This is a genomic window from Pseudoalteromonas sp. SMS1 (genome assembly GCF_021530565.1).
Lineage (GTDB): Bacteria > Pseudomonadota > Gammaproteobacteria > Enterobacterales > Alteromonadaceae > Pseudoalteromonas.
Map to the genome: position 1 here is coordinate 19,345 of NZ_JAKGBI010000002.1, position 18,332 is coordinate 37,676.

General features: G+C 42.4%; 14 protein-coding genes. 10 read left to right on the forward strand and 4 right to left on the reverse strand.

What is annotated here, in order from left to right; genetic code table 11:
- Window positions 1-69: 69 nt before the first annotated feature.
- Window positions 70-1,236: a hypothetical protein gene (locus tag L1286_RS01830; protein ID WP_235405232.1), complete on the reverse strand. Its 1,167-nt coding sequence runs from the start codon at window positions 1,234-1,236 to the stop codon at window positions 70-72.
- Window positions 1,237-1,840: 604 nt separating this feature from the next.
- The gene (locus L1286_RS01835; protein ID WP_235405233.1) at window positions 1,841-1,990 is read right to left on the reverse strand and encodes a hypothetical protein; all 150 of its coding nucleotides are present in this window, start codon (window positions 1,988-1,990) and stop codon (window positions 1,841-1,843) included.
- A 2-nt stretch (window positions 1,991-1,992) separates the two neighbouring features.
- On the opposite strand from L1286_RS01835, the gene L1286_RS01840 reads away from it, so the two are divergent.
- Both L1286_RS01840 and L1286_RS01845 read left to right on the forward strand, forming a co-directional pair.
- Complete coding sequence (locus tag L1286_RS01840) at window positions 1,993-2,241, forward strand: hypothetical protein (RefSeq protein WP_235405234.1); 249 nt, start codon at window positions 1,993-1,995, stop codon at window positions 2,239-2,241.
- Between the two features lie 4 nt (window positions 2,242-2,245).
- Window positions 2,246-3,844: a PepSY-associated TM helix domain-containing protein gene (locus tag L1286_RS01845; protein WP_235405235.1), complete on the forward strand. Its 1,599-nt coding sequence runs from the start codon at window positions 2,246-2,248 to the stop codon at window positions 3,842-3,844.
- Between the two features lie 53 nt (window positions 3,845-3,897).
- Here the strand turns inward: L1286_RS01845 and L1286_RS01850 are convergent, their stop codons facing one another.
- The gene (locus L1286_RS01850; protein ID WP_235405236.1) at window positions 3,898-5,661 is read right to left on the reverse strand and encodes a cytochrome-c peroxidase; all 1,764 of its coding nucleotides are present in this window, start codon (window positions 5,659-5,661) and stop codon (window positions 3,898-3,900) included.
- 452 nt (window positions 5,662-6,113) lie between these two features.
- Between L1286_RS01850 and L1286_RS01855 the strand changes: the two genes are divergently transcribed.
- The 8 genes from L1286_RS01855 to L1286_RS01890 all read left to right on the forward strand — a co-directional run bounded on the left by L1286_RS01855 (window position 6,114) and on the right by L1286_RS01890 (window position 15,746).
- Entirely contained in the window at window positions 6,114-6,455 is a 342-nt protein-coding gene (locus L1286_RS01855) for a hypothetical protein (protein ID WP_235405237.1), read from the forward strand.
- Between the two features lie 843 nt (window positions 6,456-7,298).
- Window positions 7,299-8,567: an efflux RND transporter periplasmic adaptor subunit gene (locus L1286_RS01860; protein WP_235405238.1), complete on the forward strand. Its 1,269-nt coding sequence runs from the start codon at window positions 7,299-7,301 to the stop codon at window positions 8,565-8,567.
- A gap of 17 nt (window positions 8,568-8,584) precedes the next feature.
- The gene (locus tag L1286_RS01865; protein WP_235405239.1) at window positions 8,585-9,280 is read left to right on the forward strand and encodes an ABC transporter ATP-binding protein; all 696 of its coding nucleotides are present in this window, start codon (window positions 8,585-8,587) and stop codon (window positions 9,278-9,280) included.
- 11 nt (window positions 9,281-9,291) lie between these two features.
- The gene (locus L1286_RS01870; protein ID WP_235405240.1) at window positions 9,292-10,659 is read left to right on the forward strand and encodes an ABC transporter permease; all 1,368 of its coding nucleotides are present in this window, start codon (window positions 9,292-9,294) and stop codon (window positions 10,657-10,659) included.
- A gap of 4 nt (window positions 10,660-10,663) precedes the next feature.
- Entirely contained in the window at window positions 10,664-11,890 is a 1,227-nt protein-coding gene (locus L1286_RS01875; RefSeq protein ID WP_235405241.1) for an ABC transporter permease, read from the forward strand.
- A 51-nt stretch (window positions 11,891-11,941) separates the two neighbouring features.
- On the forward strand, window positions 11,942-13,279 hold the full coding sequence (locus L1286_RS01880; RefSeq protein WP_235405242.1) for a sigma-54-dependent transcriptional regulator: 1,338 nt from the start codon (window positions 11,942-11,944) through the stop codon (window positions 13,277-13,279).
- Window positions 13,276-14,604 carry a sensor histidine kinase gene (locus L1286_RS01885; protein WP_235405243.1) on the forward strand — a complete coding sequence of 443 codons (1,329 nt, stop codon included), beginning with the start codon at window positions 13,276-13,278 and terminating at the stop codon, window positions 14,602-14,604. The genes L1286_RS01880 and L1286_RS01885 overlap by 4 nt, the downstream gene beginning before the upstream one ends.
- A gap of 47 nt (window positions 14,605-14,651) precedes the next feature.
- On the forward strand, window positions 14,652-15,746 hold the full coding sequence (locus L1286_RS01890; protein WP_235405244.1) for a hypothetical protein: 1,095 nt from the start codon (window positions 14,652-14,654) through the stop codon (window positions 15,744-15,746).
- A gap of 59 nt (window positions 15,747-15,805) precedes the next feature.
- On the opposite strand, the gene L1286_RS01895 is transcribed toward L1286_RS01890, so the two are convergent.
- Window positions 15,806-17,686 (reverse strand): S8 family peptidase, encoded by a 1,881-nt coding sequence (locus L1286_RS01895; RefSeq protein ID WP_235405245.1) that lies wholly within the window; start codon window positions 17,684-17,686, stop codon window positions 15,806-15,808.
- Window positions 17,687-18,332: the final 646 nt, after the last annotated feature.

The following is an 18,332-nucleotide window of genomic DNA, read 5'->3' on the forward strand; positions in this document are numbered from 1 at the left end:
CTGTAAAAATAAGCGCCAGTCTTCAACGATACTCAGCGCTTAGGTAAAGGCTGAGTTCATTTAACCTGTTTAAGGGAATGTCACCGTCAGAGGCGCTTGTTTAAATGCACCTGCTTTCGCTTCTTCTAGCCCTGTCATTGTCACGGACGCTAATTGCGATTGCAGCGCATATTCCGCTTCGCTATAGCCTTGTTCAAGTGCATCCTCTAAGTGACCTAATCGATTTACTTCAAATGCAAAATTCATCATCAGGTAAGTGTTATAGTCACGCATATAACTCGCAGGGTCTAAAAACTCTCCGTGTTCCATTGGAATATCCCATGCGATGTTGGTAACCACTAAACCCGTCACAGGATCATTGGTGTAACTCAGTGTGAAAAACCGCGACAAAAATGCTTTAGCGTTGCCCCGTAATGCCCCAAGCTCAAATAGACCGTCAAAGGAACTCCACAAACTAAATTCAGTCGGCGCCAACCTCATATCAGCCGTTATATCCTCTTTAAATAGTATGCGAGTGATGTAACCATCTACCGAAAACTGACCTTTAAATGGCAGTGCAATACCAAGATCGTTAAAAGTAAAATCGTGATAACGCGGATGATCCTCGATTGAGTAATCACACTCCGAAAAATTGCTATTTAAGCAATATATAATCCCCTGTTCAACGCGCCCATTTACTAGATCAATTGGATGTTCAATGGCGAGGTCATAAGGTAAACCAAGAGAAACATCTTTTTTCAAAAGCTTTTCAAGTGCTGGTTTATGATATTTTAGGCGAGAAAAAGAGCGCTTTTCTTCACCATTTACTAGGTGAATTGAATACATTTGAATTGCAATGTCATTGCTCGTTTCCAAATGAGATAAGACTTCCTCAACTGGCATATTGATAGCCCAAGATGACCTTTTATGCTCCCCCCCTCCAAAAAGACGTCCACACATCAAGCTTGTTCTGTCAGTCCTAACAAAGCCGAAACCCATTTTAAGATCTTGCGCCGCAAACCTCGCGCTTAAGTGCTTAACGCCTGCTACATCAACAATATCAAAGCCTAAAAATCTCACTCCGTTCTCAATTATCTGCGTATTACTCAATTCAATGCCTGTATCTAAAAGACCTTCATCAGTATGTAAACCACTGGCAACCCTAGAACATTGATTATCAACGATGGTTAATTTGGCATGCCCAAACTTCGCAAAGAATAAAAGAGAAAATATAAAAATACCCTGTATAAATTTCATTGTCTGATCCTTGTATAAAACACAAATAAAATTTCCATAAGTGCACTTTACTACCGCACTCCCATCTAGGGTACAGAATTAAAAACCCAAAATACACATTAAATACATATTATATTAACCAAATTCATACACTGAGTTACCGCTACTAAAGCGCTTGACAAACAATCTAGCGGACGCACAACATTTGCTTTAAATCAAAAGCTTACGCTAGCAGAGTTCCTACCCAACTGATGCCCGCTGACAAAAGTAATAGAGAGGCGTACAGGCGCAGAGTTACATTCAGGACCGAGCGAACCTGAAACTCAGTTGCTGTGTCAGGCCAAACCATAGTCATATGACCATATTAATAAATTTTTAATTTATCCTGACCAATTTAAACTCAAGTGTTGAATTTTGATTCACTTATTGAAACAATAAAGAACAAAATAACAATTATTCCTATTCTCATGAGCCTTCTCGCTATTATCCCTATCTGGATTGCATCAATGCTGTTGTACTTAGCTAGTCCAAAACAGTACTTGCTGAACAAGCCACTTCCCAAATGGCCAAGCTATTTCATGGCCCTGGGCCTATATGTTTTTGCCAATATGCTCTTTGTGCAAACTTATCCTTTGGTATCCGCTTTGCTCGCCAGCTTCGTCGTATTGATGATGGGGCTTGTCAGCGTCACCGTTTTGGCCGGTAAATCAAAACGCTTGTTTGTAACAACATCCATGTTGCTGCTGATAATATGCTCAACCGTTGGGGGCATCAACTATGTGGCCTAAAACCTTACTCGGCTTTCTATTTGGTTTGTTGATCTCAGTATCTGTGGCACTGAACACCAACCTTATTTTACCGTTTGCAGAAGATACGCGACTGTTGATTGGCCTTATTTTGGGGTTCCCTATTTGGGCCAGCATTATGGTGTGGGTGTATGCGTTTGAAACAGCTCGTAAAGCGACAAAGTACATGCTCTTAGTACTCTTACCATCAGCGCTCCTCAACGTTTTTTTAATGGTGTAACGCAATGAAAAGCCAAACCTTGAAATCATTAACAAATGCACATGCATGGATAGGACTGATCATTTCATTTGTCTTATTTATAGTGTTTATAGCCGGTTCAATCAGCTTATTTAGAGAAAACATTGAAACTTGGGAGAAGGTCACTCTGATTGGTGAACATTCTCCTCATACTAGTCAAGTTTCATATGACACCGTGCTCGCTAAATTAGACGAAAAATACGAGATTGATACCCATCATCTTTTTTATCTTTATCAACCGACAGAAAGAAACCCCTTTCTGCAAGTCTATTTTGCAATTGAACTAGAGGAACCTCACCCAGTCACAGGTGAAGATCATCAAGACATGTACCTATTGCTAGACCCAGTCAATGGGGACATCATTGCCGATGCCAACGAGTTTCAATTTGCTAACTTTGTCTACCATTTACATTACGATTTGGGCGCTGGGCGAATTGGTTTATATTTTGTTGGTATTATCACCCTATTCTTTTTTGTTGCGCTGATAAGTGGTGTGGTTATTCATTGGCGCAAGCTATTCAAAAATTTCTATCAATACCGTTTAGGGGCCAACAAAGATAAGTGGCTAGATGCACACAACCTCATCGGCACAATGGGCTTGCCTTTTCATATTATGTACGCATTTACAGGGCTAGTATTTAACCTAGTGATCATTTATCAAATCTCATATGCAGTATTACTGTATCAAGGAGATCAAAGCAAAGTACTGCAAGCGGCAGGCTTTAATGAGCCACATATTGAAGAAGTGGATATCAGAATGCCTATGCAAGGTATAGACGAGCTATACACTAAAGCAATGAATGAACTGGGCGATGTCACCCTACGTCGTATGATGATTGAACACTTTGGCGACCAAAGTGCCGTCTTGGTATTTATGGCGAAAAGTAATGATGAATTCTCAAATGACGTGGAAGTGCGTTACGCCATCAAGGATCAGCAACAAGTTTATATTACGAGAGATAATTACGACAACAATTTGAGAGGTGGCTTAGCGACCATCGCAAGTCTACACTTTGGTGATTTTGCGGGATATGGTATGCGCGTAGCCTTCTTTATTCTTGGTTTAGCCACTGCCTATATCATCATTACCGGAAACTTAATGTGGATAAGTAAACGCGCAAAACAGAAAAAGCAGAGTAAGCGTAGTCTAGCTTTTGTAACACGATTGACATCAGGCGCTTTTATTGGATGCATGCTGGCAATCGCACTAGGTGCCGTTGCTGCTAAATTAATCCCTTTGGACGTCGCGGGTCGTATGTCGACAATACACTCTATTGTGTATGTAAGCTTCTTTTTGTCTACTTTAATTTCGCTGTTTATTAAACATCAAGACCTGTTTTGCAACTACTTACTCAAGTTTTCAGGGTTGGCTTATGCCATTGCCGCACTGCTGAATATACCTAATTATATTCAGTTTGGCGGTATTCTATCTGGTCATGTTGTTGCTGATTTGGTCATCGTTGACATTATGCTTTACACCATCGCAGCACTTTGCTGGTACAGTGCGCAAAAGTTTGAAAAGCGTGCAGAGCAGTTACAGCAGGAAATTAACACAATGGGCTCAGAAACAGCTTTGAACTCATAAAGCAAGAGAGCAATTAAAGTGAGGGAGCCTTTGAGCTTCCTCACTTTGATTATTTACAGCGCATTACCTGCTTTGTTAACAGCGTCAAATTGATGGCCATCAGGTCCTCCATCTCTGCTAGGAATAAGAGCATTGATTTCATTACTGCCGGCTAGTGCTTTAGGATCCGTTAAAGCACGCAAAAATGCAGCCAGGTAGCTTACCTGCTGTGGCGTAAAGCCACGAATAATCGCATCATCACTTCTGTCAGACGCTGCACGATTTTGTGCATTGAGGGCCAATACATAGTCATCTGCATCGCCTACAATATGCGCACACTGCTCAGCATTTAAATGCTGAAACTGTGGTAAACCACAGGTTTCATTTTCACCATAAAAGCGCTCTAATGAGCCAGTAACATCAGAGTAGTGCTCAATGACACGCTCCAAACTAGCAAATACCCCTTTATCACCATACGGTGCGGTAATACCAACATTCAGTAAACTTGGCATTCTAAACTGGTTTTTAAAGTTACCATCAGCGACACCGTGCGCACCAATTTGAGGGTATAAAGGCCCTCTTGTCCGCTCTGGCGTGAACATCACACCATCATGGCAGTTGGCGCAACCTGCACCCGTATAAAAGAATAGAGCACCGCGTTTTTCTTCTTCACTTAACTTATCATGTTGACCTTCAATGTAGTTGAAGAAAGGGTTGTCTATAAATAAGAATGACGCTTGGTACGCTGACATGGCTCTTGCAATGCGCAGGAAGCTCACCTGCTCATCACCAAATGCGGCTTTAAAATATGGCTGCCACTGCTCACTCAGTCTCTGAGCAATAAATTCTCGATATACTTGGGGAGACTCAAACCCTGAAGGATCCCCCATTTCTGCCGGTGTGGTGATTGGAAAGTGAGCTTGCGCCATCAGCAGTCGTAGTGGATCCGTATTTGCAACCTCATCATTCATTAACCGAGTGACTTCCAGCTCTGGCGTCTGAATATCAGCGGTTGAAACAGTGCCAACTTCACTGTCTCGATTTGCCTCACGAAGACGCACACGCTGATCCCAAAACATGCTATCTACCCACAGTGCTGAGTTACATATTTGTGGTGAGTTTCTACCCACACTTGGTAGCACAGTACCATCGCTTCTACCCAAGCCCATTAAGTCTGTATTTTCGGCATTGACGCCAATAGATAAAGACAGCCCATCGCTACCACACCCTTGCGCGGGATGATGACAAGATGCGCAGGATGTGTCGTAGTTTTGGCTCAGCGCTTTGCTAAAGAATAAGCGCTTCCCCAATTCAATTAATTGCGCATCTTCTTGACGACGATAACGTGCTACATACGCCTGCATATCTTCAAGTCCTTGCCGAAGGGTATAGTGATCAATGAGCTTATCCATACACACATCCAGCTCACTGTCGGCTATCGTATCCAAATCATTGGTTCCGCAGTGATCAACTAAACGTGCAATCCCCACTCGGATAATTGATCCATTACGCATGCCATCATTGACATCAGAGCCAAGTGTTTTTGCGATATCCTTGTTAGAAGGCAGACTAGATAGCTTATTTTTGCCTCTGGTAAATGCTGTTACATGGTAAACATACTCAGTATTGGGGGCGGCTGTCATATCAATGTAAAATGTGACCTTTGTCCGGCCAATGCGCTTGCCATCACGAAACACTCTATAACCGGCAATGTCCTCAACATCCGTTGGGGCTTGCCAACTCAAACCAACTTCGGTAGCTGAATGAACTTTTGCAATCAGTTGCTCTGGTGCAGATACCTCAATAGGCGTGCTGGCAAACGCATAGGTAGATATCATTATTATTGGAACCAAGGCGAGGTGCCTTAGCAGGTGCCGGTAGCTATTTCCAAACATCGTATTTCCTCCGTAACGACTTATGTACTCTTAGAGAGTGAGGTAATGGTCTACCAGCCCGTGTGCCCGCCACTTAATAAGACAACAAATAACCGCCCCCTTTAAAAGGAACAAAATTACTTAAAATCAAATAATTAGACTGGTAGACGCATTACTAGATAGCTTGAGTCTGAAATAAGGAAAAAATATGGAGAAAATGAAAAATAACAACCATAAAGAATTAGATAAAAAGTATTTAGTACGTAAAAAGGTTCTTACTCCGACATAAATAGCACAACGAAGTTATGAAAAAATTGAACACGTATCACCCTCAACGATTAAAGCTCTACTGGAAACAACAGACCATCTTATGGAATAATGGCCCTATATAAGAAACTAAAGAACACCCTTGCAACATGGAATTGATACACCATAAGGATTCAGCACTCGCACTGGTGTTGTTGCTGTTTATCGTCACACTGCTTCCAGCAAAACTCACAATACGTTTTATTGACCCTGATTATGGGAGCTTAGCACGCTGTGCTGTGGCAGTGCTCATTATGACAATTACCCTGATTTTCTCGCTACAAGCCCTCGAGTCATTAGTCAGTATCACATTAGTATTTTTATGGATAATGTTTGTTTGTAATCGAACTTTAGGATTATCAAAGTCTTGGAGCTGGATATTCACGCTTTGGTTGGGGTTAATCCAGCTTGCAGCCCTGCACGGGCTGCAACAAGTTGGATTTCATATTTAGACTAAAAATGAAGCAATGGTCGCATTAGTTACGGTTAAAGAAACGATAATAGACAAAAACATACGACTTATATTCCGGTAGAGAAAGCCTAAACACATCCTGTCTAGAAAACACAAATGTTCGATACGCGTTCAGTTGGGCAAGATGGCTGTGAGCTAGGTCTTGAAAATGAAATTCTGCCCAGGTTTTTTTACCCGTTCACTGATATCCATGTAAGTAAATATTTAACTGACCGCAGACAAATGTTTTGCATTTTCTGGGATACTCCCTTTAAATAGTCCGTTTTCATCTGTCTGGGTGTACAGCCTCTAGTTGAACAGATTTGTCAGCTGCTTTTTAAATTATTGATGAAAGTGAATTATTCTCTGGAGTAGAGTCCGCAGATGAGCCACCACATCCACTTAAAAAGAATAAGACGGTGGTGCTAATTAAAGAGCGATATAGCATTTTGCTTTTCATTATACATCCCCATTTAAATTACCGCGCGATATTAGCATATTCAGTGTCGTAAAAATTTTCCAAGACGAAAATACTCCTTATTAGTATCCTCTCTATGTAAACAAATGTAGCGCAGCAAGAGTAAATTACAGATGCCAACATAATGATCTTTGATTGGATACTATAATTGCCTATTCATTTTTTTGTTGCCTTACATTGAATGTTCAACACCTGTCCACTGTCCGGCTAAATTTCACTGTCCGCGTACTGTCCGCTGTCCGTCCGCCCATTACTAAAACCATTCAAAAAACAAACAAAAACATCATAAAATCATAAGCTTAAAAGTTGGCACATGTTTTGTTCTATGGATTGAAACGATTTTAATTTTTCAAGGAGTTTGATGCCATGATCCGAAGTACATCCAATCAAGACAAGGTAATCACCAAAAAGCCAACCTCAAAAAAGTGGCTAATAGCCGGTATGACAGGTATTGGACTGTTAAGCGCTGTCGCATTATCTCTAGATAACTTTTCACAATTGTTTTCTGCTGAGCAAGTCGTTTCAAGTCAACAACTAAAGACTGCAAAAGTGAAGCGTGGCGATATCATTCAGGATGTGCGCGTCGAAGGAAGAACCCTCGCTGCAGTCAGTCCATCACTTTATGCTATTGCATCTGGTACGGTGACCCTACATGTTAAAGCCGGAGATACAATTAGTGCAGGACAGGCGTTAGCAAGCCTCGATAGTCCTGAACTTCGCAATCAACTGTTACAAGAGAAAGCAACATTACAACGATTGGAAATGGATGTTAAACGTCAGCAAATTGCGATAAAGCAACAGCGGCTCGACAATACTCAAGCAATGGAGCTGGCAAAAGTCGAGTTAGAAGCAGCCCAGAGTGAAATGGCGCGTGCAAACGCCAGTATTGAGAAACAAATCATATCTAAGCTAGAGCTTGAGCAAACTATGGTAGAGCTTAAGCGCGCAGAATTGAACGAGCGCCATGCAATAGACAGCTTAACGTTGTCACAAGAGCAACTTAGCTTTGAACTACAAAGTACCCAGTTGGATCTAGATCGCCAACGCCACCTAGTTTCAGATTTACAGCGTCAAGTCGATGCTCTCACACTCACCTCTCCTCTCAACGGTATTGTGGGTAATTTAAATGTGCAACAGAAACAGCATGTACAAAGAGACACAGAACTCATGTCACTGGTCGATTTAAGAGAACTCGAAGTCGAAGCTTATATTCCAGAGAACCTTGCCGATGATCTAGGCATTGGTTTGGCTGCACACGTACAGATTAATAATCAATACTACCCTGCAACATTGATGGCTATTTCCCCAGAAGTCGAAAATGGCAGAGTGTCTGGTCGCATACGCTTCGAACAACAACCAGATAACTTAAGGCAGAACCAACGGGTGAATGCCCAAATCATCATTTCCCAAAAACGTAATGTGCTGAAAGTAGAACGCGGCGCATTTGTCGAAACGGGTTCTGCCAGATTGGCATACCGCGTTTCTGATGGCAATGCGTATAGAACCTCGATTCAACTCGGGATCAAAAGTATTCGAGAAGTTGAAGTGAAAGATGGCTTACAGGCTGGTGATACCATAGTAATATCTAGCCTATCTCCATTTGGACAAGCCCAACAAGTCATCTTAAGCGAATAAAAATAAAAGGAAAAACCATGCTAAAAATGAATGATATCAGCAAAATTTATCGTACTGACTTGGTGGAAACACACGCGCTTAGCGGCGTAAACCTAACAGTTGAAGAAGGCGAGTTCATTGCTGTAACGGGCCCATCGGGATCGGGAAAAACCACTTTCTTAAATATCACAGGGTTGCTTGAAACCTTTGAAGAAGGGCAATACTTTCTAGACGGTGAAGATGTGAGTCAGTTATCTGATAAACACTTATCTCGCTTACGAAACGAAAAAATAGGATTTATATTCCAAGGCTTTAACCTGATCTCAGACCTAAACCTCTATGACAATATAGAAGTGCCCTTAATTTTCCGAGGTCTCAATAAGCAAACTCGTAAACAGCGCATTGAAGAAAGCCTTGAACTCGTTGGCCTTGGCAGTCGAGCCAACCATTTTCCAGCACAATTGAGTGGTGGACAACAGCAACGCGTAGCCATTGCACGCGCACTTGCAGGAAAGCCACGCTTTTTACTTGCAGATGAACCAACCGGCAACCTCGACACCATGATGGCCCGCCAGGTCATGGCATTATTGCAAGAGATAAACCGTCAGGGAACCACATTAATTATGGTGACCCATGACAATGAATTAGCACAAAGAGCCCACCGTAACATTCAGATATTAGATGGTCAGTTAAGTGATATTGCCAAAAGTCAGCTTACTGATTTGGCTGTGTAAAGGAGGGCACTATGAATGACTTACTTCACCTTGCATGGCAAGGGTTTAGACAAAAATCGAAATTAACATCCTTGATGATAGCGAACCTCGTGATCGGCATTACCTTGCTGTTGACCATGGGCACAATCATTGCTCAAAGTGGACACTCCGCAATTTCGCACAAATTGAACCAGCTACACCATATCAGCTTGAACTTTATGGATGCTGAGTTTGATAGAAGAAACGCGTTTAGAACACCTCCATTGACGTATCGCGATACTCAAGCATTAACGCACGCATATCAGCAAGATGATTTTGAACTGGAAAGCTTAAGTTTCAGCTATACGACATCGTTTGTTTTGGATGTAGAAGACGACACGGCAAGACCCATGGATGCCACCAGTTCAGCTGTGGACAATGCCTTCTTTCCCATGATGCAAATTCCCTTTTTATTTGGCGCTGCGTGGGGTGACAATATGTCAGAAGAGGCAATTATCGTGCTAGATAAAAAAGCCAATGATCACCTTTTCGCTGGGCAAAACTCAGTAGGCAAGCGTGTCGTTATCAATAATCAGTTACTCGAAGTAGTTGGCGTTGTAGACTTATCCAGCCACACATACCGCTTTCAAAATATCAGCTTCAGCAACCGGGAAAACGATCTTGCCTTTGTACCGCTGGGCTATGCGATTAACCACAACCTGCCCCGTGTCGGTTACATGCCCTGCAAGACGAAAGAAGAACCAGCACGTCCTAGCTACCGTCAAAGTGATATTAACGGGCTAAAAACCGCAGAGTGTGGCTTTATTCACGCATGGGCCGACGTATCTTTATTGAACAGTGATGAACAGCTTGAGAATTTAACATTGTGGCTCAGAAACTATACAAAGCAGCAAGCTTCGCAAGGTCGATTCACACACCTTGAGAGCTACTACGTTCAGTCACTAAGGCTATTCCATGACACAATTTATGGGTTTATGGACTGGGAGCGAGTGTACCTTAACTTTGCCTATTTATTATTTGCCATTACTTTGGTGAATACTGTGGGTATTTTACTGGCTAAAAACCAACATCGCGCTAAGCTGGTGTCTCTTTATCGTGCCTTGGGTGCCAACCGTGCCTACATTACCCAAATACAAATCATCGAGCTATTTATAGCGGCTTCTATTGCCATCACTCTAGGCCTAGTTGGTGCTCAGATTGGTTTGTACGTCATGTATTTACTCGCATTATATCAAATGGATTATGTAGGTGTTGCCGACCAAGTACTCAAACTGTACTCAATGGATATGTTGTTTGCCCTCAAAGCAGCTGGCGCTATTTATCTGACAATTATAATCGCAGGCTTGTACCCTATCATTAAAGCCAGTCGCATTGCACCAGCTTCACAATTACGAGGGTAGTATCATGGCAATCAAACATATCTTAAAATTGATCTTTAAACACAAGAGTATTTCGCTGTTGATCACTTTGCAAATTGCCATAGCGGTGACCATTGTAGGCAATACCAGTTTTATCAGCTACCGTACACTCCAAAATTGGCTCATTCCGTCACATATGGCTGAAGAGCAAATTATCAATGTTTACACTCGTGTTTTTGATAAAGACTTAGATCAAGGCGCATTAATAGAACGAGACCTACAAAATCTGCGCGCTTTGCCAGAAGTAGAATTCGCAAGTTATGCGGCAAACGAACTCGTCCTCGCAACGGTTAATGGTCGCAACTTTGTGCACAATAGCTTAGATAGAGAAAAACAAGGTGAGCGCCTTGCTTTATTTGCACAAACACCTCAAGGGGTAGAAGCGCTGGGCGTAAAGTTAACCCACGGGCGTACTTTCTACGATACCGAATACATGTTCACATCAACGGGACCACAAGCACAACGAGCAAGTGTTGTTGTAATTAGCAATACACTTGCACAAGCCCTCTTCCCTGAGCAAAATGCACTTGGTCAAACGCTTTTCCTGCACACTGAGCGGCTGCCCTATCAAGTCATTGGTATTTATGAAGACATGATGCTGGGAGAAAATGCTGTCTACAACAATAGCTGGTACCACTCAGCCATCATTCCTGAAGCGCACTATGGGCAAAATAGTCAAGTTAACTATATATTGAAAGTACATACCGACGGTTCAAAACGTACGCTTGAAAATATAGAAAACCTGTTGTTCAAAGAAGAAGGCCGCATTGTTAAGCAAGTCGAATATGCTGCACGTGCTAAAAAACGCCTGTGGGACGGCCGCAGTACTTTTGCGTTTATCATGATGGGGATTAGTGGCATCGCAATTTTGGTAACGGGTGTCGGGATCATTGCGCTCGTTTCATTTTCTATTTCCGTAAGAACGAAAGAGATAGGTGTACTGCGGGCACTTGGCGCAAGCCAGAATAGGGTTTTACGCACACTACTACTTGAAAACAGTATTTTGGCATTTGTTGGAATTGCCGTCGGGCTGTTCGCGGCATTGTGGCTCAACCAGTATTTTGTGACCAATTTGAGGATCCAAGGTCTGATTGTGCCATGGCTCGCTGCAATTGTTGCGATTGCCGTTTGGCTGCTAAGTGCTTGCGCTGTCTATATTCCGGCTCGTAAAGCCGCTAAGATAGCCCCTGCTCAAGTAACAAAAACGAGTTAAAAAATAATAATTAGCCAGTACATTAAGTGCTGGCATCAGAGTAACGACGTTATGCAACATAGAATACTTGTTATCGATGACAACCGAGATGTTATCAAAGCCCTTAAACTGCTCTTTTTGCTCAATGATATAGACTGTGACGGCGCAACCTCTCCAGAGCAAGGGCTTGATATGCTAAAAACATCTTCCTATGACCTTGTCATTCAAGACATGAACTTTAGCTTGGATACAACCTCAGGCGTCGAAGGTAAAGCCCTGTATCAAGATATCCGACAGCTCAATTCCGATTTACCTATAATTCTGCTCACCGCATGGGGTAATCTAGAAATGGCTGTCGAACTCATCAAAGATGGTGCAGCCGACTACTTAGAAAAACCATGGCGTGAAGAAAAGCTACTTGCATCAGTCAATCAGCTGATGGAAATGTACCGATTAGAAAAGGCACAATTTAAGCAGCAAAAGCAGTCGCTGGCACGCACGACGAAGTTAGCCGATAAGTTTGATCTTGCGGGCCTTGTATACGCAGATCCTGCCATGCTCAGTTTACTCGAAGTCGCCACGCAAGTTGCCCACTCTGATGCCCCAATCTTAATCACTGGTCCAAATGGCGCAGGAAAAGAAAAGATAGCCGAGGTCATTGTCGCCAATAGCCCTTATAAAAACGCACCGTTTATCAAAGTCAATGCAGGAGCCCTGCCTGCTGACTTAATCGAGGCGGAACTATTTGGTGTCGTCAGTGGCGCCTACACAGGCGCAACAAAAAGCCGCATTGGCCGCTTTGAAGCCGCTGACGGAGGCACATTATTTTTAGATGAAATAGGGAACTTACCACTTTCAGGTCAGCAAAAACTGTTAAGAGTATTGCAAACGGGTGAATTCGAACCTGTGGGCAGTAGCCAGACTAAAAAAGTAAAAGTACGCGTCATAAGTGCCACCAATGCCGAGCTCTCTAAGGCTATTTTACAAGGGAAATTTAGAGAAGATTTGTACTATCGGCTCAACATGATTGAGCTTAACTTGCCACCATTGACTGAACGACCCGAAGATATCCTCCCCCTTGCAAAGCATTTTATCGGCGAAGACAAACAACTGAGTTCGGGCGCTATACAAACCCTAAAGCGATATAATTGGCCGGGTAATGTACGAGAACTGCAAAACGTGATAGGCAGAGCAAAGCTGCTCGCGCAGGGTAATATCATTGAGTCAGGTGACCTAGGGCTCAATATCAAACAATCAAGTAGTGCAGCAGCATCTGAATTTACCGCCCAGGATATTCAGGCTGCGTTGAGTTCCCATGATGGAAATGTAACGCATGCAGCTAAGAGTCTGGGGCTAAGCCGACAAGCAATGTATAGGCGAATGGATAAATTTGGAATTGAACGCGAATGAAACTTAATTGGTGTTCACTTTCTGGCAAAATGGCTTGCTTTAGTGCTGGGTTTGTTTTGATACTGGTGGCGATGCAGTTTGGGCTTACCTTACTTGGTGTACCTTTTGAAATTGCGACGGGAGTATCATTACTATTGGTTCTTCCGGTTGTTTTTGTTTGCTGTGAGATGGTTTTTCGACAACATAAACGAGCCATAGATACACTCACTAATGGACTAAAGAGCATTCAAGATGGTGACTTCTCAATTCGGCTTTCAGCTCAACACAGTGCTGATTTAAAAGAGGCACTTGTAATGTATAACAAGCTAGCCCAAAGCATAAAACAGCAACGTCAATCGATAAATCAACGAGAACTCTTACTCGATAGTATTGTTCAAGCCTCTCCTATGGGCATTGTTTTACTCGACACCTTTCATCACATTGTGTATTTCAATAATGAAGCCACTCAACTATTGCAACGTCCCAAGCTCGATGGCATACCTTTGCATCAGTGCGTAGACAAATTACATCCCAATTTGCAAAGGGCTATTGCAGAGCGGCAAACAGGGCTTGTCAGTTTTGAGCAAAATGACCGTAAACAAAGTTATTACTTAAGCTTTAAAAAGGTTATGTTGAATCAAAAGCACCATCAACTCTTGGTTTTTAAGAATGTTTCCAATGAATTGATTCAAGAAGAAATCAACATGTGGAAAAATGCGATTCGTTTGATTAGCCACGAATTGAACAATTCTCTCGCACCAATTAGCTCCCTTACTACTTCGGCAAAAACGATGGTAGAACAAGGCAAACATTTAGATATGTTGCCAGATATTTTGCACACCATCGACCAGCGTACTACGCATTTAAGTTCATTTATCGCAAAGTATGCACAATTTGCGAGGTTGCCTAAACCTAATATGAACTATCATGAGCTTACACCTCTTTTTGAACAAGTGCGCCAGCTCTATCCGTTTCAATTATTGGCGCCCTTGCCAGCTGAACGCGCCTTTTTCGACTTAGCTCAAATGGAACAGGTATTGATCAATATTCTAAAGAACGCACATGAGTCAGGCAGTAAATCCGACGACGTCGCAATCAAGGTCGTCAAAGATTATGCTCGCCTTCGAATCGCTGTTGTTGATCGCGGCTCTGGGATCCTCGATGGTAACCACCATCAGGCTTTACTGCCTTTTTACTCAACAAAAACGAATGGGACAGGTTTAGGTTTAAGTCTTTGCAATGACATTATATACGCACATCAAGGTCACATTAAGCTCAAAAACCGCCAGCAAGGAGGGTTAATGGTTGAATTTGATATCCCGTTGCAGGACACTACTACCATATAAAGGATTTGCACCTGTCTTTACGTTTGGGTGCCTTCACGGGAAAGACTATGACACCAATATACCGCCAGGGAATTGCATGTATAAGTTTGCTAATACTGATGGGTTGCCAAGCAACACCCAAACTTGACATCAAACAAGTACAAAAACCACCGGCACCCTGCTGGTTGCAATCACCGGTTAGTCAAAATCAAGTGGGTTTTATCGGTACTGCAGCACCTTTAAGCGCAACACAATATGGTTCAATCATCGCCAGCAGACAACGTGCATTAACATCACTGATCACACATTATAAACTGCCACTCATTGAACTGGAAACCAACAAAGTGACTCACACAGCGTCGAAAATCACGCTGAACAATGGAAAAGAAGTCTACTTTTCAGAGCCATACTCAACCGCTGATACACTATATAGCTACGCCAGCACCACGCCGATAAAAACCAATAAACAGTGTCTCGAAGTTCAATGTAATTTTGTCCAATGTCAACCATCATGGTTGTGTCAAGGTGCCCAAAATAGTGTTATAGGCGTGAGCTATTATACCGCTTTTGCCCACCAAAAGCTCCCAATGAGTGCGCATAATGCTAAGACACTTGCCGGCTATCTTGCACAGGCTAGAGTTAACATGAATGAACAATTAAGTGAAAGCTTCAAAACGAATGAGCTAGCAGATAAGCAACATGCCTTTACGCTCTCTCGCCAGGGAGATATCACTGGAAGCAAGTTTGAAGAACAGCTGCTTATGACAAATAGCTGTAACTATGGTTCAACACTTTTTGCAAACTATCAACTCTCAGAAAAAGTCACCCCTACGGTACAGCCCATTAATTGGCGAGACAAACAGTTGCACGAGGGTAAAAGCGTTGTGTTGGGGAATTTTGGTGAAAATGGCACAATTGCGCCTGATAATTTGTTAAGCAGTGCCATTAAATACGCAATACGAGATGCATTAGTTGAACTTGCCAAAGTTAAAGGTGTAGAGGTGTCATCTCACAGTACACTCGTGCAAAACAATGGCCGATACTACTTGAATCACGCACATTACACCATTCAACAAACCGTATCAGGTCGATTGCTCGATATTCAAATAAACTATAAAGACGGTCTGCCAAACGTCTATGTTTGGTTACTTGAAGAGAGCTGAGTCATCGAGAATCAACTCAGTAAGGTGCCAAAATGTCCCTTACTGAGCTCCTTGCGAAGTTACCTTCCACCGCTACACATTAAGCTCAATCCTCTACAGCTATAACTAACCTCTTCTTCCTCTAAACCAGAGAAATCCAAAATACTGTAACCACCATCTGTTGGCGTAGAATGAGATGAGTTGCTCGTATCGCACTCCCCCTCTACTTGCCACATAGCAGGTGAATTCGTTGGGCTCATATTTTTATTCCAATAATGCGCAGTGTATATGATGCCATTAAACGTAACCCGCTCTCCACCTGAATATGGTTTGTTTTGATACCACTCCTGAGGACACGCCGGGGCTCTGCCTGCATGCAAATATTCAAGCGCTTTGGCAAAATTAGGCAGGCCGTATCCATACACATTGTCTTGTCCTGACGTGCCTAAATCGTAACTCGTCTCTTTAATGGCATTAATAATTTGCGTGCGACTCCACTGAGGGTTTTGAGACCAAAGTCGCGCAATGCCACCAGAGATGATCGCAGTCGCTTGGGATGTGCCAGCACCTACCACATAATTACTGTGGTAACTGTCTAGCTTTAATGTGACATTTGAAAAGTCGCTGACACCGGGCCATTGATGAACCAATAAGGTTGGAAACTCAGTGTAATGATCTAGCCCACCCACATAACCTACTGTACTGTGGGGATAATTGACGACCATTACCTTACCACCCGCTGATTTACAGCTATTTTCGGCATGATTCAGAGCCACCCGAGTATCGTACGATAATGTGCGATTGGCTCTTTGCAGCTGCGCATCTGCTGTCGACAATGTGTAGACACATTGCTGAGGTAGCGCGGTTTGCATGGCGTGGCTGTGTATGCCAACGTCTACTTGAGTGTAGCTCAATGGCGCTTCTGCTAATGCGCCTTGCTGTAACGTCACTTTTTGTATCGCATAGTAACTACGGTTAGCAGTAGAAATAATCTTACTACCAGGCGCGACTAAGTCAATTTCCTGATTCGCGGGTGAAAAAGATGCTGCAATACCATTCGTATCGAGTGCACCAATAGAAAGTACGTTGTGATAAGACGCAGGGTAATGTAATGCATCATTATGCAAACCACTCAACTTCTTTATTTGAGAACCATGGTTTCCAGCGGCTGCAACAAATATTACACCTCTATCATAAGTTAGCCTATCAATAACAGACATCGTCATCGGAGAGTATTGATCTCCGCTCAACGACATATTGATGACTTTCGCACCTGAGTTAGCACACACTTCAATTGCTTCAATTAAACTGCCACCCGTTATCGATGAGTTTTTACCATGTGCAGTTCTGATCAGTTTATGTACCTGTAATTTTGCAACCCCTTCACTAAGTGCACCTTTTACGCCGATGCCATTACCTTGTGCTGCAATAATCCCCGCCATATGCGTGCCATGACTCAACGCATCCTGATTCCAAAAGCCTGAATAAACACTGTGATATCCATTTATGTCACTTGGTAAGTCAGGGTGTGCGCTGTCTACACCTGAGTCGATAATACATACTGGAATTTCATTGAGTGCGACAGGTAAGTCGTTTATGCCAGTTGCACGCAACCAATAGGGTTCAAGTTCACTCGTATTGAGTGCTTCCAGACTGTGTGTGTGATTACGAAGGTAATCGAGAGAGTTATTACTTAGCGACAAACCATAATCAGGTTCAAGTACGACCCCTGCAATTTGTTCTAACCCACTTACCTGCTGAGCAGATAAGTAGCCTTGTGCGATAAAGTTATCGCCATTACGCCCAATCACTTTTAAAGAGCTAAGTACATTGGATGAAATTTGACCCTGGGCATACTCAACCAAATAATCGCCACTGGCACCTTGCGCATGTACAGATGCCATCAGACTCAGTCCTGCTGAAACACCAGCGATTAAAAAACTTTTCTTCGAACAGACCATACCACCTCCTAACAAAGCGATGTTGCTACTTTTATTTATTATTTTGAACTTGTTATATTTTTTTATCTTTCAACGCTGCAATTGTTCTTACCGGCAAAACAATCCGTTTCAATGTGTCTGTCTCAATCGCACCTTTTCTATAACGCCACACAGCTTTTTAATGTCGCGTTCTCATGTCGCTTAGTGCTACTTTAAGTACAATCTATACCTAACCCATCCTGCTTTAGACACCTTACTATATAATTGCAAATATCGTGACAGAGACAGGCGGGATTTTTAACATTATTTAACTAAACAGCCCAACTTGACCAACTCCTTTTTCGCTCTTTTGTTGCTGTTCTTTATTTCATAACCGAAATTCTGCCGTAAAAAACAAGTTCCCTATACTAACAAACGAAAAATTGATTAAAAAATAACAAAACAAACTCATTCAGCGTAAAAAAGAGCAAAAAAAGGTAGCTTTATAAAATATTTCATAGTAGGAAATTTAAAATCTAAGCTTTATCATGCACTTTACTAAAAAGATGCTTAAAGACAACCGAGAAAATCCCACAAACTTGAATAATATTCATAACTATTTGTACGATTTGCTAAATTTAATTTTTTCATCGCAAATGTTATTTTTTGCATTGAATCGAGGTTGTAA